General features: G+C 54.2%; 17 protein-coding genes. 3 read left to right on the forward strand and 14 right to left on the reverse strand.

Annotation, left to right across the window (positions count from 1 at the left end):
* Nucleotides 1-29: 29 nt before the first annotated feature.
* The 5 genes from GCE01_RS11540 to GCE01_RS11560 all read right to left on the reverse strand — a co-directional run bounded on the left by GCE01_RS11540 (nucleotide 30) and on the right by GCE01_RS11560 (nucleotide 5,443).
* On the reverse strand, nucleotides 30-641 hold the full coding sequence (locus GCE01_RS11540) for an NAD(P)H-dependent oxidoreductase (RefSeq protein WP_099212982.1): 612 nt from the start codon (nucleotides 639-641) through the stop codon (nucleotides 30-32).
* A gap of 51 nt (nucleotides 642-692) precedes the next feature.
* Entirely contained in the window at nucleotides 693-1,112 is a 420-nt protein-coding gene (locus GCE01_RS11545; protein WP_099212983.1) for an SRPBCC family protein, read from the reverse strand.
* A 272-nt stretch (nucleotides 1,113-1,384) separates the two neighbouring features.
* The gene (locus GCE01_RS11550; protein ID WP_244591193.1) at nucleotides 1,385-2,473 is read right to left on the reverse strand and encodes a HupE/UreJ family protein; all 1,089 of its coding nucleotides are present in this window, start codon (nucleotides 2,471-2,473) and stop codon (nucleotides 1,385-1,387) included.
* A 123-nt stretch (nucleotides 2,474-2,596) separates the two neighbouring features.
* The gene (locus GCE01_RS11555; RefSeq protein ID WP_244591194.1) at nucleotides 2,597-4,426 is read right to left on the reverse strand and encodes an adenine deaminase; all 1,830 of its coding nucleotides are present in this window, start codon (nucleotides 4,424-4,426) and stop codon (nucleotides 2,597-2,599) included.
* A 249-nt stretch (nucleotides 4,427-4,675) separates the two neighbouring features.
* Nucleotides 4,676-5,443: a class I SAM-dependent methyltransferase gene (locus tag GCE01_RS11560; protein WP_174694837.1), complete on the reverse strand. Its 768-nt coding sequence runs from the start codon at nucleotides 5,441-5,443 to the stop codon at nucleotides 4,676-4,678.
* A gap of 190 nt (nucleotides 5,444-5,633) precedes the next feature.
* Between GCE01_RS11560 and GCE01_RS11565 the strand changes: the two genes are divergently transcribed.
* On the forward strand, nucleotides 5,634-6,365 hold the full coding sequence (locus GCE01_RS11565; RefSeq protein ID WP_244591195.1) for an AraC family transcriptional regulator: 732 nt from the start codon (nucleotides 5,634-5,636) through the stop codon (nucleotides 6,363-6,365).
* A 4-nt stretch (nucleotides 6,366-6,369) separates the two neighbouring features.
* Here the strand turns inward: GCE01_RS11565 and GCE01_RS11570 are convergent, their stop codons facing one another.
* The 4 genes from GCE01_RS11570 to GCE01_RS11585 form a co-directional block, all read right to left on the reverse strand.
* Nucleotides 6,370-8,544: a TonB-dependent receptor gene (locus tag GCE01_RS11570; protein WP_099212987.1), complete on the reverse strand. Its 2,175-nt coding sequence runs from the start codon at nucleotides 8,542-8,544 to the stop codon at nucleotides 6,370-6,372.
* A gap of 153 nt (nucleotides 8,545-8,697) precedes the next feature.
* Nucleotides 8,698-10,164 (reverse strand): efflux transporter outer membrane subunit, encoded by a 1,467-nt coding sequence (locus GCE01_RS11575; RefSeq protein ID WP_099212988.1) that lies wholly within the window; start codon nucleotides 10,162-10,164, stop codon nucleotides 8,698-8,700.
* 2 nt (nucleotides 10,165-10,166) lie between these two features.
* Entirely contained in the window at nucleotides 10,167-11,348 is a 1,182-nt protein-coding gene (locus GCE01_RS11580; protein ID WP_244591196.1) for an efflux RND transporter periplasmic adaptor subunit, read from the reverse strand.
* Nucleotides 11,341-14,526, reverse strand: coding sequence for an efflux RND transporter permease subunit (locus GCE01_RS11585; protein ID WP_099212989.1), 3,186 nt, complete (start codon nucleotides 14,524-14,526; stop codon nucleotides 11,341-11,343). Before GCE01_RS11585 ends, GCE01_RS11580 begins: the two co-directional genes overlap by 8 nt.
* A gap of 479 nt (nucleotides 14,527-15,005) precedes the next feature.
* Here GCE01_RS11585 and GCE01_RS11590 point away from each other — a divergent pair, with 479 nt between their 5' ends.
* Nucleotides 15,006-15,911 (forward strand): AraC family transcriptional regulator, encoded by a 906-nt coding sequence (locus GCE01_RS11590; protein ID WP_064274858.1) that lies wholly within the window; start codon nucleotides 15,006-15,008, stop codon nucleotides 15,909-15,911.
* Nucleotides 15,912-15,990: 79 nt separating this feature from the next.
* Here GCE01_RS11590 and GCE01_RS11595 read toward each other — a convergent pair whose 3' ends face one another.
* From GCE01_RS11595 to GCE01_RS11615, 5 genes are all read right to left on the reverse strand, one after another.
* On the reverse strand, nucleotides 15,991-18,204 hold the full coding sequence (locus GCE01_RS11595; RefSeq protein ID WP_099212990.1) for a TonB-dependent siderophore receptor: 2,214 nt from the start codon (nucleotides 18,202-18,204) through the stop codon (nucleotides 15,991-15,993).
* 262 nt (nucleotides 18,205-18,466) lie between these two features.
* Entirely contained in the window at nucleotides 18,467-19,249 is a 783-nt protein-coding gene (locus GCE01_RS11600; protein ID WP_099212991.1) for an AraC family transcriptional regulator, read from the reverse strand.
* Nucleotides 19,250-19,413: 164 nt separating this feature from the next.
* Complete coding sequence (locus GCE01_RS11605; RefSeq protein WP_099212992.1) at nucleotides 19,414-19,782, reverse strand: cupin domain-containing protein; 369 nt, start codon at nucleotides 19,780-19,782, stop codon at nucleotides 19,414-19,416.
* Nucleotides 19,779-21,062 (reverse strand): MFS transporter, encoded by a 1,284-nt coding sequence (locus GCE01_RS11610; protein ID WP_145995793.1) that lies wholly within the window; start codon nucleotides 21,060-21,062, stop codon nucleotides 19,779-19,781. The genes GCE01_RS11605 and GCE01_RS11610 overlap by 4 nt, the downstream gene beginning before the upstream one ends.
* A gap of 1 nt (nucleotide 21,063) precedes the next feature.
* Entirely contained in the window at nucleotides 21,064-23,139 is a 2,076-nt protein-coding gene (locus GCE01_RS11615) for a TonB-dependent receptor (protein ID WP_244591197.1), read from the reverse strand.
* Nucleotides 23,140-23,277: 138 nt separating this feature from the next.
* Here GCE01_RS11615 and GCE01_RS11620 point away from each other — a divergent pair, with 138 nt between their 5' ends.
* Entirely contained in the window at nucleotides 23,278-24,156 is an 879-nt protein-coding gene (locus GCE01_RS11620) for a helix-turn-helix domain-containing protein (RefSeq protein WP_099212993.1), read from the forward strand.
* Nucleotides 24,157-24,304: the final 148 nt, after the last annotated feature.

Below are 24,304 nucleotides of genomic sequence, written 5' to 3' on the forward strand. Positions count from 1 at the left end.
GCACATCATCAGAGCAAAACTGTTTTATCTCATGTATCCAGAGTGGCTTCGGGAAGCACAAATCCCAAGACTTTTGAAAGGTGTTCACGGTAGCGCCGTATGACGTTATCGACGGCAGGGACTTTGATGACGTCCGTTGCCAGATACGTAGAGAGAGAACTCATTCCCAAAAACTGGTTTGCCTTGTGAAAAGGAAAGTAAACAGCATCCACCCCTTTACCTTCAAAGAACTGGGCCGGATCTTCAAAGGCTTCTTCCGGCGCGTTCCACGTTAAGGAGAGCATATAATGCTTTCCTTGAATCAGGCCGCCTGAACCATATTTCTGATTGGGATTGGAGCGGCTTCGTCCGTCGCTGGCGTACAGGAAGCCATGACCAGCCGTGAAAACTTCATCGACATACTTCTTGACGATCCACGGCACGCCCATCCACCAGCCTGGCATTTGATAAATAATCAGATCTGCCCAGAGAAAGTTCTCGACCTCGCTCTGCACATCATAGCCTGCATCAATTTTGGTCTGACGAATATCGAACCCGGCGCTTTTTAGAGTTTCGTAAGCAACCTCATGGAGCGTGTCATTGAGACGGCCCTGCGAGTGGCCGAAAGCTTTCGAACCATTCAGAAGAAGAATATTTTTCATAAAAGTTATCCTGAAAACCTGAATACTATGGGAAGTTACTGGAAACGGGCCTTACGTCGCCTGTTCCAGAAGTGTCTTTGCGTGATTTAGGGCAGATGCATAAGCAGAGCGATAACGCGTTTCTGCTTCTGAGCTGCTTATTCCAACCGGGCTAAACTGGCTCCCCCAACTTATACAACAGCGTTCAGGGGAAAGGGATGTAACTGTGACCTTCCCAAGGTAGTCTTCAACCGGGTCCGGCCCCTCGATATAGGCATAAGTGTAAGTGCGTTTGCGCTGATCGAAACTGACCAAGCGCTCTACAATCACAGACCCGTCTTTGGCCGTCAGTCGTCGAACGCGACCTCCGTCTTCCAAGAAGCTCCTGGTAATCATTGGGATCCAGAGGGGAAGATTATCGAAGCCGCCTAACAGGCTCCACGCCTTATCGGCACTCACCGCCACATCTACATCGCTGCTTGCTTCAATCATCTTTTGATCTTTACAGCTCGCCGGTCGGGAGAAACCATGCCGTTCATAAGATAGAGCATGAGGCCTCGCTTCGGCTCGGTTACATCAGATGTGCAGTATGCAGTCCTCAATCTTGTGCGATAATAGCCTGTCTCTGCATATGAATTATGAACAGAATTCACAGACGAAATCTAACCGTGAAAGTTCAGCTTCCTTGTGATGCTAGGCCTTGATCATCCGCCATACCCATGACCCTTCATCGCAAAAAGTAGAACACAATAAATGGCTGATCCTCAGGCTAACAAATGATAAGCTAAAATTCGTTGAACAGCCCAGGATAGGCCAATTGCTGCGATAAGAAGCGAGGCCGGGATCGCAATTCGTCTTCTAAACCATGGACGGTTTCTGAAAGCGCCTACGGCCAGTGTTGCGAGGAGAATGATAAATAGCTGTCCCGCATCAACGCCAAAGTTGAAGCCTATGAGAGCCGCAATGAAGTCACGATGAGGGAAGGGCACTTCACTCAGGCTGCTGGCGAACCCAAAGCCGTGAATCAGCCCGAAAGCAAAAACAACCAACAGACGTATTCGTCCCAGTTTTGGACTAAATACATTTTCCAGACCTATTAACGAAATCGACAGAGCGATTGCTGGCTCTACAAAACGGCTTGGAAGATCAAAAATTCCATAGGTTGAGAGAAACAATGTGGTGGCATGGGCAATTGTGAAGACCGTTGTTTGGGACAGCAGCTTGCGCCAGCTAATTCCAAGAAAGAAAAGCCCTAAGACAAACAGGATATGGTCTGTCCCTTCCGGGACGATATGCTTGAACCCAAACTTCAGATAAACCGGAAGCTGTTGCCACCATGACAGCGTGTCTGGATCAAAACTTGCAGGCTGATCGACATGACCAGTTGGAAGCTTCCCCCTATAGTCAAAGGTAACGCTCTCATGCTGCCCGGCATCGAGCCATCGCGTTTGTGTAAAATGGCGCTCAGGAAGCTGAACCGTATAGGCTACTGGGTAATCAATCTGCGCCCCCAGCGGAATACGCAGCTGTAACGGGCCACTATTGGCAGGAAGCGGTATCACGAACTGGAAATGAGCAGGTTTGTCTGCTGCCAGATCCATATACTCATCCCGGCTCTTGCTAGAAAAATTGTAGGTCACAAGAGTGGCGTGAAGTGGAGAATGACCCGAGAAAAGCGGTAGGGCCTTAGTGATTTCCTGGGCAATAGATCTGACTTCAGCCTCATGTTTTGAGCCGCGCCCAGTCGCCATCACATAATATCTGGCAGGGTCACCCATAAGAACTGTCAGATCCATATCGATCATGACCGTCGCCGTGTCGGGCCGATCCAGCGAGACCAGGACTCTCGTCATGGATTCCGGATCGGCGAACGCAGGGAAAATCATTAGAAATAAAAATGCAAAAACAATAACTTGAATTGGTTTTCTCACATTTCCACTAACGTGGAAGATGCTCGGGGAAACAGCCTTCATACCTTACCAGACAGTCGGCATTGTCTGCCCCGTCTGGAGAAGAACCAGCCCGCTCGGATTGCCTGGGTATGGAACGACCAGGCGCCATGTGAAAGGACTGCATGTGATCATCGAAATCAGAAGTCTCCGCGGATAACCGGGCGCTCCTATCCATTCAAGGCTGTCGGCTTTGGCGTAGACATTTTCCATGCTCGCAGCGGCATCCTGCACGGGACGACTGGTCATTAGACCTGCGATCTCCAACTTCATTTCGGCAAGAACCTTACCGTGGCTGACCATCACGATCCCACCTTTGAGCTCGGCGATACGATTGACTGCGAGCGCCATTGCCTCGTCGCTGGTTCCCATGACCGTGATATTGTGGAGATCGTGGGAGACGGACGTAGCGATGGCACTATCGAGCGTTTTAGGGCCATTACCCGTCCAGAACATCTTGCCCAGCCGAGCCTGTCCCATGTACCGATCTACTGTTGAAACTTTGATGATATCATGTGCGACATCGCGCTGAACGACCCCGTTCACCACAGAGAGCATTGCTGTTTTCTGAACGGGGTCAGTGTAAAATGGGGCCTGAATAGCAGCCGTAACCTGGGTTGTTTTTCCCTTGGGTGCCAGGATCTCAAAGTCTTTTGCAGTCAGTTTTCTACCGATATGAATCGTATCGGATGCCCATGTCGGCCATGTAATTTTGGGCACTGGAAGCAAGTATTTCCCATCCTGGGCCGCCAGCTTTCCGTTCGCAAAAACATACTTGATCTTCACGTCCGGCACAGAAGATAGCAAGACAACGTCAGCATACCGACCCGGTGTAATAGACCCGACAATCTGATCCAGATGACCATGCTGGGCCGGATAAAGGCTACCCATTGCGTATGACGCCTCAATGGGCGCACCCATCTTGATTGCAAGACGGATGTGATAATCCATTGTTCCTTGCTTCAGCGTATCCGCGACATTCCTGTCGTCTGTTACAAGCGCAATATTATTCCAGTTTTTCAGCCCTTTACGCACAAAGTAAGGGACGGCCCGCTCAATATTGTCATCACGGAGCTGTAAAAAGAGGCCATGTTGCAACTTGTTCCATGCCTCTTCAGGTAGCCGGGTTTCATGGTCGCTGGAGAGACCCGCTCCGGCAAACGCATTGATCGTGTCCATGTCCCATAATCCTGCACCGTGCCCATCGACGACGCCCCGATTATCGAATGTGGCCTGAATGTTTTCCCAGATCCGTTGGTGACCAGGGTGAGAAGGGTTTGAAACGGCAGGCCAGTCCATCACTTCGTCCAACCCCTGGACGCGCGGATTATCGCGAATATTTTCAGAGATTTCCTTGTAGGCATAGTTTCCGCCACCTTGCTCGAAGGCAGAAGGCGGGGTGGCTGACCCGAGAGCAGGGAAAATTTTCAACGGACTGCCAAGGTGTTCTGCCGTCAGCCAGAATTCAACGTTATGCGTACCACTGACATTCGCAAACTCATGAGAGCCTTCCGTGGTCCAGGTATTTCCCAGTGGGATGACAAGGGCCGCTTCCCACTCGGGCGAGAGCATTGAACTCTCAATATGCTTATGAGATTCCCCGAAACCGGGGACAGCCGGGAGCCCCTTGGCATCAAAGGTTGAAAGCGCCTGACCTTTCCACGCCCCAACAGGCCCTACCCAGGCAATCCGTCGCCCTGCAATGACGATGTCCTGTCCATCCTCCCAACTCAGGGTGTAGACGTTCAGAACCTTTGCATTGTGGATCAGAAGGTCAGCTGGGGCATGACCCAGGGCGACCGCGACCAACAACTGACGTGTTTTAACTTCATCACTGAAGGCAACGGGGTGCGCCACCCGACTTGCTGTGGGAACCGGAGAAGCTGCCGTTTCACCAGCGACGGCATATGATGATGTCAGAGAGATACATGACAGCGAACAGGCCAGCGTCTTTGCTGAAAAATTCGAGAACTTTCGGAAAGACAACGGAAAAAACATCTCTTAGGCATCCGGCAGCAGAAAACGATGCTGAATTCTAGCGTGGACCGTACCGGCATCATAATGTTTTTTCCGGATATTGGGGCAACTGATAGCCACCCCGCTCGCCTAGCAATTTTTGCGCCACACTACGATTGAGATCGGAAAGTAGAAATGAATGCCGTCCTCCGCGTTCCATGCCCCCAAGCCTAATCGATCCTGCCCGCTGGCAATATCTTCCACGAACATTGCTTTCAGAGCAGACCAGTCTTCGGGGGCAACCTGATCCTGCAAACGGGATTCAAGGCGATATTGCTGCGTTTCAAGAGGGAATAAGCCCGCATCGGTGCCCATCAGCAGTAACTGTTGCAAGGTGAGGGCGCTTGTATGAGAACGGTCACGCAGGGTCTCAGCAAGGTCATAGTGTGCCTGACAGTCAGGGGTTGGCGTTGCGTCAATGACAATGATCCGCCCATCCGGCCGACATACACGCACCATCTCAGCCAGGATTTCAGACGGCTCCTGCATGTGATGAAAGCTGTAACGTGTCACAACACGATCGAAGCTATCCGCTTCAAAAGGGAGATGCTGCGCGTTACCAATCTGATACTTCACGCTCACACCGGCCTTGCGTGCTCGCAGACGGGCCTGTTCGATCATAGCAGGGGTAAGATCAACTCCTGTGACGTCGGCCCCTGTCAGGGCCAGTCCGCAAGCAACAATGCCTGGCCCACATGCCACGTCCAATACCTTCATGCCCTTGGTGACAGAACAGGCGGAAACGGTCTGTGCCATGCTTTCGGCGTCTGCATGGATGGGCAATTCAGCAAACGGTTTTGCCCATCGTGTGAATTGATCAACAATCCGGGTTTCGTGAGATACGGGAGAACGGGACATCTTTATTCCTTTCCGAATAGGTTCAGGATAAAGACTGAGTGACTGGCCGACTAACGCTTCTCGGCCATAAAATAGCGGGAACCGGCCAATTCAAAACCTGACTGCCAACCAGACACAGAGCATCCTGATTGAGAACCGGATCGATACCTCGGGTGGTGTTGGTTTCGGGTTTCGCAACCCTGCAACAGCTGTGTTCTATGACTGGCACGAGCATCCACGACATCAAATCACATACGCCAGACGCGGTACAACGCAGATCGAAGGGCCGGAAGGGCGGCATCTTCTGCCGGCGTCTCATGCCATATGGATACCCGCAGGAACGCGACATCGCACCATGATGCGTAATCTGGATGGTGTCTCGGTCTACTTTGATCCCGCGCATTTTTCTGCAGAAACGTTGGAACGCATTCAAACCTTCCCAGTGACGGCCGTCATAAAAGAGATGCTGTTTCACACGCTTCGCTGGTCAGATAAATCAGGGGAGAAGATGCCTGTCGAACAAACGTTTTTTCAGGCTCTGTTTCTGCTGTGTCAGGAACAGATGAAGCAGAAAGCAGCTGAGACGTTCACGCTACCGCGCGTCACCCATCCATTGCTGGTGCGCGCTATGGATAGTGCTCTTGTCGATCCCGGCCATGCCAGCCTGACGCAGGCATGGCATCAAGCCGGCATGTCTGAGCGCAGTTTCCGCCGTCATTTTCTCAATGAAACCGGAATGACGTGGCAGGCGTGGATTACGCAGGCTCGCCTTTTCCACGCTGCGACCCTTCTGGCCGAAGGTCAGCGTGTGACTGATGTGAGTGCAGACGTGGGCTACGCATCACTTAGCGCCTTCGCAAAAGCGTTCACACACCTTCTGGGTCAATCACCTGTACGTTTTCGAAAGTCTCAGGAGAGCAATATAGGACTCAAAATCCATTAAACGTTCAAAACCCGACCTCAATGCCCACATGCACCGTACGGCCTTGCCCCCAGGAAACACGGAGCGGGGTCCCCGCGGTTGAGACGAAATAAGCTTTATTGGCCAGATTGACAGCATTGACCTGCAAAGACGTGTCATGGCCCAACAGCCGCCCGGTGTGCCATGACGCAAAGGCATCAACCGTTGTATAGCCTGGAAGCCAGAAGGTATTGTTCAGATCTCCTGCCCGTCGCCCAACGTACCGAGCACCTGCGCCGATCCGCATAGTCGTCTGAAGCCATGGCAAAGCTGCTTCATAAGTGAGATAGCCACCACCGGTATGCTTGGCCACGTTAGCGACAAGCTTGCCTTCATCCGCAGGCGTGTCACGCAGGATACGCGCATAGGTGAAGGCATAATTGGCTAAAATGTTCCAGTGCTTGTCCAGCTTGCCTGCCACACTGGCCTCCACTCCCTTGGAACCCACCAGGCCCGCCAAACGCTGGAGCGTATTCCCTGTCTCGTCCAGCCCTGCGGACTGCTGTACGTTCTTCTTGTGGATATTATACAAAGCCACATCCGCCGTCAGGAAACGATCCTGATAGCGCGCACCGACTTCAAACTGTCGTCCCATGGTGGGCTTGTATCCGCCCTCAAGAACGCTGCCAGCATCAAGCTGATTGGGCGTGAAAGACTGGGAATAATCTCCATAGAAAGAGACGCGTTTCCCTAGCTGATACACCAGCGCTACGAACGGCAGAGGCTTTGTGTATGATGCATCGGTTGTCTGCACGTACGGACGGCGGCCTCCATATGTGATGTGGAAAAACTGATACCGCACACCGGGTGCTAAAATCAGCCCATGACCCAGATGGATATTGTCTTTGAGGTATCCTGAAGCACTGTTGATGTACTGGCGCCAGTCACTGTTGCTGTTGTTTATCGGGCCGACAGGCTTGAGCAGCCCATACACAGGATCAGCGGGATAAAACCCACCCTGTCGCGTCCCATCAATGAAAGCGCCCTGGTTTTGCTGGCGGTTCTCGTAGTCGGCGCCCACAACAAGGTCATGCTTCATACCCCACAGGACGTGATTTGAGAGGTAATCTAAAGACGCATAGCCATTGGCACGGATGGTTCCGGTATTGCTTCTATAACGGCGGGTCAGGATGCCCGTAGCGGCGTTGTAGGCAGACGGATCAGCCTGCCGATCATGATAATTGTCCCGGTTCCAGCCTCCGGACAGGCGGATGCGGTCATGATCCGTCAGACGATACTCCATCGTCGTGGCCAGAAGATGCCGTTCGCCAAAGGATTTGGCCCAGCTTTCATCCAACCGCTTTGCTGGACCACTGACCGCTCGTCCATTCGAAAAGACAGCACCGCGGTCTAGCGTATTGTTATATTTCGCCCATTCGTAAGACACATCTGCTGTGAAGCGACCGTGCTCAAAACGGAGGGACGGTGCCAGAAGCTTCTGCCTGTTGGAGCCAAAATTACGCCAGTAATTCTCATTTTTGTAGGATCCGACAAGCCTGAAGCTCAGGTCATGGGTGAGGGGGCCACCCCCATCAAAGTGGCCATAACCGCCGCCGAGCGAAGACCATGTCGTCCCGAGATTGGCTCCCCATGTTTTCCGGGGCTGCTTTGTGATGACGTTAATGACGCCCCCAGGCTCCTGCATTCCGTAGAAAAGGGACGCTGGCCCTTTCAGCACTTCCACGCGTTCTGTTGTGGCTAGATCGAAGTTCCGGCCAGTCGGCATCCGCACTCCGTTGCGCAGGATCGAACCATCGTCCACGGCTCCGAAACCGCGTTTCATCAGATCGTCCTGGGTGCCGCCAAAGTTATTGCCGATGGAAATGCCGGGCACATATTTCGCCACATCTTCCATCGTCTGAGGCGTCATGTCTTCAATGACCTGATGGGTCACAACATTTGTCGTCTGGGTCTGCTGAAGAAAGGTTGTGGGAAGCTTGTCCGCTATGCTGCTGGATGTGGCTCCATAGGAATGTGCATCTGCATGAACACGAATATGTTCAGCCTTACCGTGTGATGTGACGGTTTTGGGCTTTTTGTAACGGTCTTCCTTGCTGCTTGATGTGGAAGAGGGCGCGTCATTGGATGAGGCTTCTGCACCAAACCCGCTGAAAACAGATAATCCCGCGCATGCAAAAGCGAGTGTCCTAAGGGCAGCCATCTGATTTTTCCGCAAATGATAATTACTCTCATTTACGTTTGTTACGGAAGGTTTGTCATTGGGAGAGTTATGACAAACGATATCGAGTATTTTCGTAAATGGCGGCAAAATCGTGAATTTCGCCGCCGAAGAAGGTCGCAAGAGAAGGAAGCGCTACAAAACGTGGTTGATCATGGCGTTTTTACGAGCCGGAAGGGTCTCGTTCCATCCGCCTCCAAGCGCTTTGTAGAGTGTTACCGTATTAGACATCTGCTGAAGATGGGTCGTGATCGCTCCAAGCTGAGCACTATAGAGTGTCCGTTGTGCGACGAGCGTATCAAGATAGGGGTCATAACCCCCTTTAAAACGCGCGAGTGCGAGTTGATACTGGCGGCCACCAGCCTGAACCAAGGCGTTCTGCGCATGCAACTGCTCCAGGTAAGTGCCTCGCCCAGCTAAGGCGTCAGCAACTTCCCGGAATGCAGTTTGCACCGTCTTCTCATACCGTGCGATTTCCTCCTTCTTACGAGCCTTTGCCTGGTGGAGCTCTGCTGTCAGACGCCCGGCGTCAAACAGTGGAAGAGTGATCTGAGGGGCTACGTTCCAGGCACCCATCCCACTTTGGAACAAGCGAGTGATATTGTTGCTCGCCGTACCATTCGCCGCCGTGATCTGGATTTTGGGGAAAAACTCAGCTCGCGCTGCTCCGATATCGTCATTTGCCGCCCGCAAAACCTGCTCTGCCGAAAGGATGTCAGGCCGACGTGCAATCATGTCTGAAGGAAGCCCTTCCGGAACATCCGGAAAAGGCACCACATCCTCAAGGGCAGCCTTATGTTCCATATCAGCACGCACTGAAGGCATTAGAGGTGTGCCGACCAGGAGTTCAAGTTGGTTCATCGCCTGCTCGCGCTGACGCGTATAGATCTGAAGATTGGTTTCTGCGTCCCGCAGAGCAGCTTCCGCCTCGGCAACATCAAGTTGAGTTCCGGTGCCGACATCGGCTGTCTGCTTGACCAGATCATAAGTGTGACGGCGGTTCGCAAGGACGTTCTGTGTAACCAGAAGGGCCTGATTGTTAGCGACCCAGTTGAGCATTGCTGTCGAAACGCTTGCAATGATGCTGAGGCGCATACTCTCACGCCCCAGCTCATCTGCAACATACCGATCAAACGACGCACGAGAGGCGGACCGGATACGTCCCCACAGATCGACCTCATAAGCCGAGACACCAAACCCCACGGCATATTGCCGCATGTAGAACGGACCATTCCCCTGTGACAGGCTCCATATCCTGGAATTCATTTTCTGAATATTCGCACCCGCCGTCCCATTCAGCGTTGGGAACAGGGCAGCATTTTCAATGTCGAACTGCGCGCTGGACGCTTCGACCTGATGCTGGGCAATCTGCAGGTCCCGGTTATTGGCCAGAGCCGTCTCGATCAGCGATTGCAGAACGGGGTCGCGATAAAATGTACGCCAGTTCTCAAGACTGCCCCCATCCGTAGCCGCCACATCGGCGGCTTTATTGGGCCACGCGGTTGCCACTGGGGCTGCAGGGCGATGATAGTCCGGAATCATCGTGCAGCCGCTCAGCAGGAGCGCTAATCCAGCCGTAAGAGTTGTGGTGGAAGAACGCATCTTCACGCTCCCTTCGATCCATTCACATCATGCGGTGCAACCTGACGGCCATCTGTCAAAGCCGATGGAGGATGCATGATCAGGCGGCTTCCTTCAGCCAAACCGGTTTGGATCTCAATCCGATCTCCATAATCCCGTCCAACAGTCACCTTGTGAAGACGCAGTCGGTTCCCGTCTTCGACGGTGGCCACGGACAGGCCGTCCGCGTTGTAAATCAGTGATTCCGTTGGAATCAGCAGGGTCGGGGCAGGGCGTGGCAAGTCAAAATGAATTGAACCATACACACCGGAGGCAAGCTTTCCGTCACGATTATCCAGCTCGATTTCAACTGGCAGCATCCGGCTCTCACGTTCCAGCGCATGGCCTGTCCGTGTGACGGTGCCTGCAAAGCTTTCTCCCGGATGATCCGGCACAGTCAGACTGACAGGTGTACCCGTCTGCACTGTGCCGGCCTCCTCCTGTGGCACATGCACGCGAACACGCAGTCTATCCGTGCGAGCGACCACAAACAGCGGGACTGACTGAGCACTATCCGCACTCACCAGATCGCCAACTTCCACGTTCCGTACCGTCACAACACCATCGAAAGGGGCCGTCACAGTCGTGTAGGCACGCCGTTGTGCGGTTTCCGCCAGGGCTGCGTCGGCTGCTGCACGTGCAGCATTCTGAGCCTGTTGGGTAATGCGATCCGTATCGAAGTTCTGCTTGCTCACCGCGCCGCCACCGACGAGGCCACCAGAGCGCCTTGCCGTAACACGGGCGAGATCCAGATTGGCGCGAGCCTGTTCGGCCGCGGCCTTGGCGCGTGCTTCCTGTCGATCCAGTTCCGGCGCATGAATAATGGCAAGAACGTCTCCCGCTTTGACACGAGTGCCGATATCAACACGTCGTTCGGCAATGTATCCTGATGCTCGCGCACCAATTGCCGCTGTCTCGAGAGGGGCGGTTTCTCCGGGAAGATCAAGAGAGACAGGCCTCGTCTCTCTGTGAGCAATCATGAAGCTGACATCTGGTGTCTGGTTCTGACGCGTCTCAGCGAGAGCGCGAACTGCGATGCCGCGTTCACTATGCGCGTAGATCCCGTAGCCGAGCAGCAGGATAGCCCCGAGGCCAATCAACGGCACGATGGGCGGCCCACGGCGTTCTTCACGGACGCCGGTCGAGGATAAAACGGGTTCAGACATGACTGTATTCCTCAAGAATGCGGCTTTCTCGTTTTCTCAGGCGTGTGTAGAGCCAGGGCACAATGAAGAGCGTGGCGCAGGTGCCCATCATCAGGCCGCCAATCACGGCGCGTCCGAGCGGGGCGTTCTGTTCGCCGCCATCGCCGAGCCCCAGAGACATGGGCAACATGCCGATGATCATTGCGAGTGACGTCATCAGAATGGGGCGCAGGCGTGCCTGTCCGGCAGCGACGGCGGCTTCGACGGCACTCAAGCCTTCGGCACGTCTTTCCTTGGCAAAGGTTACAAGCAGGATCGAATTGGCGCTGGCGACACCGACACTCATGATCGCCCCCATGAGGGAAGGAACCGAGAACGTTGTCCCTGTGACGAACAGCATGAACACGATCCCGCACATGGCGCCGGGAAGGCCAAGGACGACCACGAACGGGTCCATGAAGGACTGGAAGTTCACGACCATCAGAAGATAGACCGCAATCGCTGCGACCATCAGGCCGATACCCAGCCGGGTAAAGGCAGAATGCATGCTTTCGATCTGCCCTTGAACGGTGATCACATTGCCTGGTGAAAGCTCCCCCCGATGGCGCGCAATGACCCGGTCAATGTCCCGGGCAATGCTCCCCAGATCACGCCCCTCTGCACTCGCATCGACATCGAGTGTCGGCTGGATGTTGCTGTGTGAAATGACGTTCTGTGCCGTGCCGCGCTTGATGGTTGCGACGTTGCTCAGCAGAGCCGAGGAGTGCTGTGACCCGATTGCGGAGGCAATGACGGTGTTACGAAGATCACCCAGATTGTTGACCCGATACTGCGGTGTCTGGACCGCGAGCGGGTACTGAATGCCCGTTGCCGGATCGACCCAGAAGTTCGGGGTTACGGTATTGGAGGACGCCAGTGATACCATCACGTTGCGCGCAACGTCATTGAGCGTCAGGCCGAGGTCCAGAGCGCGCTCACGATCAATCGCAATTGCAAGTTCTGGGGCTGCAATCTGCTGGTGCAGATGGACGTCCACCAGGCCGGGAATGCGGGAGACTTCCTGACGGACTTCCTGCATGACCTTGCGGTTATTTGCCGCGTCATAACCCGAAATGCGGATATCCACTTGCGCGGGAAGCCCGAAATTCAGGATCTGGGTCACGATGTCGGCTGGCTGGAAATAGAACACGCTGTCCGGGAAACGGCGAGCCAGTTCGGTCCGGAGTGTGCGGATATAGTCGGCGGTTGGACGATGCCCTTCCTTCAGCTCCACCATGATCTGACCGTCATTCGGTCCAACGGTCGTGCCGTCGTCGAAAGGCATGGAATACCGGAATGGTACACCCATGTTATCGAGGACCAATGACCGTTCATGCTCGGGTACGACTTCACGGATGACGTCTTCAACCTGATCGAACAGTCGTTCCGTGCTCTCGATGCGCGTGCCTTCCGGCGCGCGGACGTGGAGCTTGAATTCGCCGGCATCAATCGTGGGGAAGAAATCCTGCCCGACCTGAGTTGCGAGGAAACCGGCAGCCAGAACAGTCACACCTGCCAGCGCAGGAACTTTCCAGCCACTTTCGATGAGGCCATGTAACTGACGGACGTAGCTATCCCGCAGCCGGTTGAAGCGCCGATCAAAAGCAATGCCGAACCGGGTAATGACATCAGGTGGCAGCCCGGCATCGCGGCGGCGTATGGTCTGCCGTTCTTCAGACCGAAGAAGGATAGCTGCGAAGATTGGCACCAGCGTCCGGCTGATCGCATAGGAGGCGAGCATGGCGTACACAACAGCAAGGGCCATCGGTGTGAACAGGAAGCGGGACGGCCCGACAAGGAACTCTACCGACACAAATACGCTGGAGATGGCCAGTGTCGAAACCAGTGTTGGCAGTGCGATTTCCGACGCGCCGTTGAGCACGGCCTGTCGCAGTTCTGTTCCTTCATGGCGAATACGATGGATATTTTCGATCGTTACAGTCGCATCATCCACCAGAATACCGACGGCAAGGGCCAAGCCTCCCAAGGTCATCAGATTCAGTGTCTGGCCAGTCCAGGATAGCACGGCAATCGAAGACAGGATGGCCAGCGGGATGGAGACGGCAACGATAATGGTCGAACGCCAGCTTGCGAGAAACGCAAGGATCATTGCCGCTGTCAGCAGGCCGGCGATGACAGCTTCAGACGCCACTCCGGTAATTGCCGCTTTGACGAACAGGGACTGGTCAAACAGCTCCTCGATCTTCATGCCTGCCGGGGCTGCTGCACGCGTGACAGGAAGAACCTGATTACGAATGGCGTTTACAACACTCAGCGTCGAGGCATTTCCGGCCTTCATGATGGAGAGCAGTACGGAGCGGCGGCCTTCGCGGCGCACCACATTCTGCTGCACGGCCGTTCCATCACGGACCTGCGCAACATCGGCAATACGAACGATAGCGCCAGTCTTGGGGTCACGCTTGAGGGGAACATCGTTCAGACGCGCTGCGACGTCTGGCATGCCGTTCATACGCACGTCGTATTGGGTGGCGCCGAATTTCACTGTTCCGCCGGGCAGTGTCAGGTTCTGCACGTTAATGGCGTTGGAAACATCCAGCGGCGTCAGGCCGACGCCTGCCAACTTGGTCTCATCAATATCCACCATGACCTGACGGATCTTTCCGCCATAGGGCGGGGGCAGCATTGTGCCGGGAATAGGGGCGAGCTGCTGACGGATGCGGTAAATGCCATAGTCATACAGTTCGCTTTCCGTCAGCTTCTCCGAAGAGAGGGAAAGCTGGAGAACCGGCACACTAGAAGCGCTGTACTGCATGATGATGGGCGGCTGAATGCCCGGTGGTAGCAGGGCGCGGATTGAGTTTGTAGCCGAAACGGTTTGGGCTACGGCAAGATCCACGTTTACGCCCGGCTGAAAATACAGCTTTTGCAGGACCAGCCCCGGTGTCGTCTGGCTTTCGATTGTGCGCAGATTGTTGACGAAGAAGCTTTCGGAAAACTCCGTATAAGTACTGATCCGCTTCTCGGTCTCGGCTGCATCCAGGCCGTCATAATACCAGACGACGGTGACGACCGGGATATCGATGTTCGGAAACACATCGGTAGGCGTTCTGAAGACGGCCGTGATGCCCAGAAGCAGGATGAGTACCCCTGCGACAAGGAACGTGTAAGGCCGTCGTAGCGCAAAGGCGACGATCCCCATTGAATATCTCTGTTCAGATGGCTTTGGAGCACGGAATCCGCACCCCGCTTGTCCGGCACAATCCATGTGCGGACAAATCGGCAAGCTTTTCGCCATGACATGATGCCGCGCCGCGTTGGCCGTCTTCTCACCGGAAACGACGTTCTCAGGGAAGGAGCATAACCGCCGCGGAAGGCTTGGGCGGATCATGCAACTCCACGCGCAACATCCGGTAGAGCAATCCAATCAGATGATTGCACAATCCTGCCATATCGAGCTGCAGGCGAGGACATGAAATAGAGACAACAGTCCGTAAATCGCCATCAAAAGTGGATACATCGCCATGAAGGGTTAGAACGAAACTTCAAAAAGATGCCTGATTCGATCATATGCTTGCACAATCCGACCAAAGTCTCACACTACCCTTCTGGGCGGATCAGGCATGCCCCTAAATGTGCAATACCCAAACGACTGACTGAAAAAATCGGAAATTTCGCTTCATGCAGGATATTCTGTCACGGCTTCGAGACACGATCGACCGCCATTGCGTCGAGCCAACGACCCGCTCGGTTGTGCCGGGCCTGCTGCTTTTTCGTGCGGATGCCCCCACGACACCAATGGATGTGGTGTACGAACCCCGCTTCTGTGTGATTGTCCAAGGGTCAAAACAGGTCATGCTGTGTGACAAGGTCTTCGATTATGATGCCAGCAAGTATCTCGTAACGGCCGTTGACCTTCCCGTTACTGGGCAGGTGACACAAGCCACGCATGAAAAGCCCTATCTGGCGCTCTGCCTGGCTCTGGACCCTGCGCAAATTGCTGATTTGCTACTCGAAATGAAGGATGCCTTTCCTACAAACGGGACGACATGCCCATCCTGCATGACGGTCAGTGCACTTACCCATGAAATCCTGGATCCAGTGACCCGCCTCGTAGGGCTGTTGGAAAATCCGGAAGACATTCCCATTCTTCAGCCCGCCATCTTGCGCGAGCTGCTTTATCGGTTGTTGCAGGGGCCTCAAGGCTATGTTCTGCGGCAGATTGCCACCGCGGGGACAAATCTCTCCCAGCTCAATCGGGCGATTGGCTGGATACGAACGCATTACGCAGAATCTTTCGACATTGCATCTGTTGCGAAGATTGCCGGGATGAGCCCTTCATCATTTCATCGGCATTTCCGGGCCGCCACGATGATGAGCCCCTTGCAGTATCGCACGCGCCTTCGCCTTCAGGAGGCGCGCCGCAGGCTGCTCAGTGCCACGGTCGATGCTGCTGAGGCCGGATTTGCGGTCGGGTACGACAGCCCGTCCCAATTCAGTAGAGAATACCGGCGCATGTTCGGGGTTCCTCCCGCAAGGGACGCGCAACGCCTGAAATATGCGGGAGACGGAATGCTACCAGCCTAACGAGAAGGCTTAAAAATGACGGTATGAGCCTCTTGAAAGGGGTTGCCAGAGACTATCTGGCAACCTCCTTCGTAAGGAATTACCAGCTATACCCTATGCTGGCCTGGGCATTCCGGCGCTCGCCGTAGTAGCAATATTGTCCGTCTGCACCGTACGCGAAGCAGTTCGCAATATATTTCTTGTCAAAGAGATTACGAACGCTAGCAGAGGCTTTCCAGCCATGAAGCGAATGGGACATGTTCGCCAGATCATAGCTCACGGACGCATCGAAGAGAGCATATTGGGGAAGCCAAACGCTGCCATATGTTGCTTCGCCACCGTAAGTTTTTGCGGAATAGCGCATACCACCACCAAATCCGAAACCTTTTAGCGGCCCGGAGGGCATTGTGTAGAACGCGAAAAGGGAGGCATTCCCTTTGCCAGACTGGATCAACGGCTTACCTGTTGAATCATCCTTGATCTTCTGAAAACTCACTGCGGCTGTCAGCATGAGGTTACGGAACGGCTCGGCATGGGCTTCAAATTCGAAACCGTCCGAGTGAACAAGTCCGCTCTGCACACTGTACCCTGTGTTCGCGACCGAGACGAGCACGTTGCTTTGCTCGATATGGAACCCTGCCGCGGTCAGCAGGATAGATGTTCCAGGAAGCTGATATTTCAAGCCACCCTCAAGCTGCTTTCCCATAGATGGATTGGCCTGGCGAACGGTCGCACCGCCATCGTTGGAAACAGAGCCTGACTGCGGCTGAAAAGACGTCGAATAGCTGATGTAAGGTGAGAGGCCGAAGTCAAAGTGATAAAGACCGGAAGCACGCCATGTAATCTGGCTTGAACTCTGGCGGTTGTCAGAGGGTGTCATAGACTCAACCTGATGCGAGCGATACCAGTCATTGCGAATACTTCCCGTAAGGATCAGCCGATGCCAGCGGATTTCATCCTGACCATACGCGCCGATCTGATGAGAATGCGTGACATAGTTCAGATACGGGGACAGGTCAGGAATGACCATGTGATAATCGGGATGGAGCACATCCAGATCCGGAGCATCGCCATAGGCTTCTGTGTCATTGGCCTTCTGCTGCATATAGTCGAAGCCGAACATCAGGGCATGTCGCAACGGGCCAGTGCGGACGCGACCTTTGACCTGGCTGTCAAACGCCAGATTATAGGTGTGTTCGTGCGTTCCATATGCAGAGCGGGACAGCATCTGCCCACTCGTACCGTCATCGCTGTCGTAGTAGCCATTGTTATACACGCTGCGATAGATGGTCTTGATATCATCGTAGCGGCCGCGCGTACTGAAGCTCCAGTCATCGTTGAAGCGATGATTGAAGATATAGGTAATTGCGCCCTGTTTGCGGTTGAATTTTTCTGATGGGACATCCCCGTCATAGAAATTCCGGGGCAGATAGCCGTAGGAAGCGCGTTTGAGCGACCCAATCAGCGGCACGCCGCCATAAGAACCACTCTCAGGATCGTACTGGTAGTTACCCAGCAAGGTGAGGGTGGTCGGGCCGTCGCCTCCAAAGGTAAAGGCCGGACTAATGCTGAAGCGTCGGCTACCGGTTCTGCTGAGCTGGGTGTGCTGCCCATTTACTGTGCCATAAAGCCGGTAGCGAACGAGACCGTCCTTGGTCGCAAATCCGCCGACGTCAGCATCCACACGATACAGATCGAACATGCCGCCCGTTGTATTGACGCTACCATAGAACCGCTGATCTGTCGGCAATTTGCTGGATAACGCCGTCAGACCACCTGGGCTGGACTGCCCATACAGCGCAGAAGCCGGCCCTTTTAGCAGCTCAACGCGATCAAGCCGGAAGGTATCCGTCTGGGCGACGGCGAAGCCGGTCGGGCTATCCTGGAACTTCAGTCCATCCAGAAAAGTCGGCACTGTAAAGCCGCGAAGATCGAAGAGATCATAGCGAGTGCCTTCACCACCCCGCGTATCCGCTGTAACGCCTGCTGCGTACCGCACGGCCTGATTCAGTGTCAGAACACCGCGTGCATCCATTTCGTCACGGGTGATGACGGTGACGGACTGCGCGGTTTCAACAAGAGGTGTGTTTGTTTTCGTAGCGGAGGACGCAATAGTTGAAGACTTGCGAGCATGGACCTCAACCCGTTCAACCCTTGCGCTCCGTGCTTTGGCATTGTCAGCGCTTGCTTGAGCCGGGGCGGGCGCCCCAGACTGCTGCGGATCCTTGGCTTTATTCTCCTGCTCAGCCGCGAAAGCCGTATCGCTCAAAATGAGGGAGAAAAGAACCGTGTAAACTATCCTGCTGCGCTGCATACCCAACTCATTTCGTTACCGGCTCGTGCTGGTTGCGAGGCAGAGACCGGCTTTATTGTTAAGAATGATACTTAATTGCGCTCCTAGACATCTTCGGAAACAGCTTCAAGCAGCCAGCGCGCAGTTGGCCCAAACGCAACTGAATAAGGCCCGATCACTGGCAATGGGTCACTTTTAGAACAGAAAAGAAACGGTTTGTTACCAGTTTCTAGCCGTAGAGAGAGAGGAAGGGTACAGCGATCAAGTGTGATAGCCCGATGCTTTATAGCCGCGCAGCCATAGGCGAGTTGGCTCTCAGCTCGCGGGGGGAAACACCAAAGGTTCTGTGAAACATGCTGCTGAAACTACTGGCATTATCGTAGCCTAGATCGAAAGCGACTTCGGCAATCGATTGGCCCGTCGCAATTCGGGAAGCGGCTTCCACAACCCGTACTCTCCGGCGCCATGCCGCGAAGCCCATACCCATTTGAGACTGAAAGAGGCGGGTAAAAGTGCGCCGCGCCATACCGGCTTCGCGCGCCCAATGATCGATGTCGCGACAATCTCCCGGTTTGGCGATAATCGCTTCACAAACCCGCCGCATACGAGGGTCGGCAGGAAGAAGCACGCGCTCGGCGAGCCGTGGTGCGCGCTCCACTTCATCGATGAGAAGCCCGGCAATTGTTGACATGCGGCTGTCCATGGCAAACTCAAAGCTCATGGCAATGATCTCGTCCATCAGGCCTCGTATCAAAGAAGATGCATCAAACATCTTGCATGGAAGCGTTCCCGCGCCGGGGAAATCAGGATCAACATAGATGACCTGAAACGACAGGTCGGTGCGGCAGGTGGCTTGATGCAGCGTGTGGGCAGGAAGCCAAAGCGCCTGTCCGGGGCGAAGGACGAAGCTTTCCTCATGCGTAGTGACTGTCACACTCCCAGCCATGAACACGGATAGCTGTGCGCGCTCATGTGTGTGGAAGCCATCTACGAAACCGCCGACATAATAATCTGCAAAACCGACAACGGGAGGTGGGTTTGCAGGTAAATCGGCGGAACGCTTCATAGTGTTATGATCTGGGCCAATCTTTACGAGAGCATCTTTCGCAAAGACCGGCCACGACTCCCCTGACGCTGGACGTACGAATTGGCAGTAGCGGCAAGAATATCCGATCAAGAACCTGCCGCCAGAACGTGAAAGCCTAGTTGTCCGTCGTCGTCAGACTTTTATCAAGAGGCGGCATGATGGCGGTTGCCCTCATGGTTAGTAATGAACATCAGAGTGACCGAAACAGGCGCATCCTGCCGATGCCAGGTCTTTCCCGGAACAACCAGAACGTCACCCTTTCTGGCCGTAGAACTGACCTCGCCCTGTTCGGTTCGAAGTGTCAGCGAAGTTTCTCCTTCGACCACAAGAAGAAATTCATCATTTGGATGCTCTTCCCAAGGGGTTGAACCTTTGAAACGCAGTAGTCCCACGTCATGGGTTCCAAAAGGGAAAAGCATCTTCAACCCGTTTGTGGAAACCGTTTCTGTCTTTTTGCCAATATCAATAAGCGACAGATCGGCAGCTTCTTTGGGGAGATTAAAGATTGTCATGAATGTCTCAAGTGTTTGAAGGATTGTTTGGAAGGCTTAGTGTCCTCACATAAGCCTGCGAGTTTTCTGACCGCCGTCACCACAAGCAGCAGCGCGAACGCGCCAGCGATCCAGGCCACCAGAAACGTTCTGCTGTATCCGATGACTGAGGCCAAAGGCGCGATCAACATGCCTGCGAGGACGTTCGCCAGACTTTCTCCACACTGAAGAAAGCTGTAGTCCGTTCCTGGCCGCTCTTCTGAAGACCAGTTCATCAGTGTGGCCCAGACGGAGACGTAAAAGCCTCCATCAAGGAAGTTTTCTATGCCAAGACCGGCATAAAGAAGTACTGGTGTTGCCATCCCCCCGGCCTGCAGACACACCAACGTTCCAAGTAGCAAACTGGATGGCCAGATGAGCAGGGCGACAGCGCGACGGCAGCCCAAAAACCTGACTGCCGGGAAGCCGATAACCGCGCCACCGAGGGCGCCACAGATGATGTTGGACATCTGAAGTGTTCCGGCAAAATCCAGACTGAAAGATCGGTCCATCAGCCAGGGCTGGAGCAGCATCGCGAGCGCTGAACTTGCAAATTTGAAGGTAAGCGCCATCAAAAGCGCCCACCGAAAACCCGGTTGCCGGAAAAGATCCACAAGGCGAGAGGGCTTCTGGAATACCCTAATAGGCTCGATGCCGGCTCTTAATGGCAGAAGTGCGAGCCACAGGATAAAGAGTTCACATGCCATACCCCACATCGCACCGGACCAGCCAAGCCGCTCATAGATGAACAGTGATCCTGCACCACCAACCACCATGCCCAGAAGAAATGAAATGACCTGTAAGGCATTCGCCAGCCCTGCGTTGCGCCCCTTCATGTGCGAAACGGCGCACGCATTCGTAAAAATATCCTGAGTGGCAAAAATCGTGTTCAGAAGCAGAATGCCTGACAGAGCCAACAGAAAGTGATGCTCAGGTGAGGCGAAGCCCAGAAGTAGGCAGACCACGATCGCTGACATATGGGTCCATAAGGCGAGGGGCCCATAACCCCAACGTTTGCCAGCATTGTCAGCAATACCGGACCAGAAGCATTTCAGCGCCCACGGCAGAAACACCAGCCCTGTCAGGCCGATATCCTTCAATGGCGTCCCACTATGGCGCAAAATGGTTGAAAATGCGTTGAAAGCCAGCCCCGCAGGGATACCCTGCGAGCCATACATGAGCCCGATTGCCAGAAGCCGCGTTAAGATCGTTGTCCTGGTTTCAGAGTGGCCACTTCGACAGAGAAAGGATGTGCTCTTCATGTCAGAAATTTACCCCAACACGGAAGCCAAGCTGACGCGGGTTGGCGGCGACGACGTACCCACCCGACAGGCCACGCGTAAAATAGCTCGAATTGGTTAGATTGTGGCCGTAAAGCACGACATTCCAGTGCTTCCAGCGCTTCTCGATCTGCGCATCCACAAGGATGTAGGGTGCATTCTGAATACTGCTGCTGGGATAGAGGGTTGTTCGTCCGCGCCTGACCACGCTGGCATTGACTGCCCAGCCCGGAACGGGATGCCATTCGCCTGAAAAACCGAAATTACTCCGCGGAGTGCCAGCCATCTGTTTGCCGCTATAATCTGAGCCACCAAAGACGAAGCGATCATATGCGGCGTAGGTCAACCCAAGGAACGCGTTAAGCTGAAGTGTATTGAGTGGCTTCCAGTGTGCGGTTGCTTCCACCCCTCGTGAGTGGGCGGTACCAGCAGTCCCGATAAGAGATTCTCCCGCACCATTGGTGGCCGAGACCTGCAGATTTGAGAGGAAATTCGCAAATCCGGTTGCCTCTACAGACCACCGACCGGTGAGATCTCCAAGACGGTACCCCAGTTCCAGATTATTGCCGTAACTGGAAGCATACGGCGCCGAGACGGTACTGCTGTAGGAACCGTAAGGGCTATAATTTGGCGGCAGGAAGGAGCGGGAGTAACTCAGCCAGCCGAACTGGCTCAATTGACCAGAAGGCTGAGGATTATACTCGACTTTAAGGCCCGGAAGCGGAGCGGTCTTGGAGAGTGTCTGACGAGGAAGGCTTTCCTGCATGCTATACGCATAAGGCGTGTCCCCGCTCATGGAGCTTGTCCAGTTGCTGAGCGAACTATCGACATGCTCGATACGCAGCGATGGCACAAGGCGCCAGCTCTTCGCGAAATGCCACCCTAGTTCCCCCATAAAGGCAACGTTGGCTGTTCCCAATGTCGCAGTTGTGCGGCTGGCATAATAGGGCGTCATGTCAAAGGTATAGGGCGCCCAACGCTTAGCCTGCTGCCCGTAAATCCCGCCTTTCCAGTCCAGTGTTCCTGAACTCCCGGAAAGCATGACAGACCCGCCAATCTGGCGTGTTGGTAGGGTAAAGCCAGAATTAGCAGAGAAGACAGAGTAGGGGTTGCTGTAACGCCAATCGGTAGAGGCTCCTCCGAACGTAACGTCCAAAATCAGGCGCTGACTGAAGCGTCGATGATATTGTGCTGAGCCAATGAGGTATTCGGTATCATTTACGCCTTCCGACGTGTTGTAAGAAACGTGGTTCCGGGCATGCTGTGGCGTTTCAAAAAAGTCGTTACCGCCATGGTTCAACATATGGTGAAGGCTGAAGCGCCATTCTCCGCCAGCACTATCCTTATGCAGCAGTTTGATACGGCCAAACCAGCCATGCCAGCCGCCCGTATCTCGACGGTCCAGAGCCCGATTGTGAATGTAACCATCGGCGGTTTCTCCACCGACGGAAAGACGGAGGCTGGTGGATGCATCAATCGGAAGGTCGCCAGAAAATGTTGCTCTTTTGCGATTTCCCGTTCCGTACTCGAAGTCCAATGCCCCGCCTAGACGATTTCCAGGGTCTCGCGACTGCGCAGAAACCATGCCTCCAAATGCATTGACCCCTTCTGTCAACTGAGGGCCGCGCATGACATCCACATTGCTGAAATCAAACATCTGCCCCATGGCAAAGCTGGGAACAGGTATGCCGTCGATCAGGACGGGTGTGTAAAGAACCGGCCCTTCATCCTCCGTGCCGCCAAGTCCTCGTACCATCAGAACCGGATTGTTGGGCGTTGTATTGGTGAATGACAGGTTCGGGACACGTTCGGCAATGTCCCCCAAAGTCTGCATTCTGTATGCCTGAATGTCCTGTGCAGACAGATGTGTTGTGCTCGTGGGGTTCACGAAAGCGGCGCGCTTACCCCAGACGGTCAAGGCCTCTTTTGCAGAGATGCAGGATGTTTCAGGGCTGTCGTCGCCGGGCTTCTGAGTGCACTTCATCGCAGGGGATGCGGCCGCCCATCCAGGGACAGGTAATGCCGTCAGCGCCGTACAGACGAAAGCCAGTGAACTCACGCTCCGCAAACGGACGCTGCTCCTGAGCCATGGAAGGGAAAGGTTTTCTTTCATGGATCGGGATGATAATAATTCTCATTATCTCCGCTACCCGGATCAGTCTGTTTACCCCGATCGGACAGGAAAGACCGCGCCGTGATGGCAGAAGTCAGCTCAACTCAGGTTCATCAACCACACCCCAACCGGGTAGCAGGCACATCTCTGTTACATCCGCATTCCCGCGGATTTGCTGGTGGCCTGCTCACAAGCGGGTTTCTGGCTCCGGAGGCGGGTGCGTTGAATGGCTATTTTGATGAACCGGGATCAACCACCCGCTGTACTGTCATCCTCTCAGGTGCATGCAGCATGAAGGCAGCCGGTCAGGTGCATCATTTTCAGGCCTGCGATCTTATTATGGCGCGCACGTCTGCTGAATCTTTTACCTTCGAGAACAGTGCTGAATTCTCGGCTCTTGAAATTCATGTACCATCGCTCCTGCTGGAGCAGATGCAAATCGAGCATCTCCCCAGAATTCAGAGGCGATCTCTCGAACTTCAGGATCCGGCTTTGAAAACAGCCAAGCAACTCTTTGGCTATTTGCGAACTATTCCTGCCGCACATTCCCCTGCAGCTCTCGTGGGGTACGGCTTGGCAATGACGATGCTAGGATATGCGTTTACGACGCAGAAAACAGCTCGTTCTCAGTTAACTGCCAAAACAATCCATGGATTGGAAAATGCTCGTAAGGCGCTTCTGGCGCGTCTTGACCAAGCTCCGACAATTCCGCAGCTTGCGGCACTTTGCGACCTTAGTCCCACGCGTTTTAAAGAACTATTCAGCCGACAGTATGGCTGCGGACCCTACACGCTGTATCAATCCCATCGCATGGAATACGCACGCAGCCTTTTAGAGCGTTTGAACGTAACAGAAACGGCGATGGAACTTGGATACAGCAACGTCAGTCATTTTAGCGCTGCTTTTCAGAGAAAATTTGGATATCTGCCAAGCAGAGTGAAGCGACCGCATTCTTGTAAATAACGAGTGTCATCTTCGACTTGCGCGAGAGCGATTTAATAAATCTTTCTCTCTATTAATTGAATATTAAAACCCTCCCAGACAAAGCAAAAACTTTTATTAGGCTGGGAGGAAAAACCTGCCCGTAGTTATTACGGGCAGGGGAATAACC

This window comes from Gluconobacter cerinus, from assembly GCF_002723935.1.
Lineage (GTDB): Bacteria > Pseudomonadota > Alphaproteobacteria > Acetobacterales > Acetobacteraceae > Gluconobacter > Gluconobacter cerinus.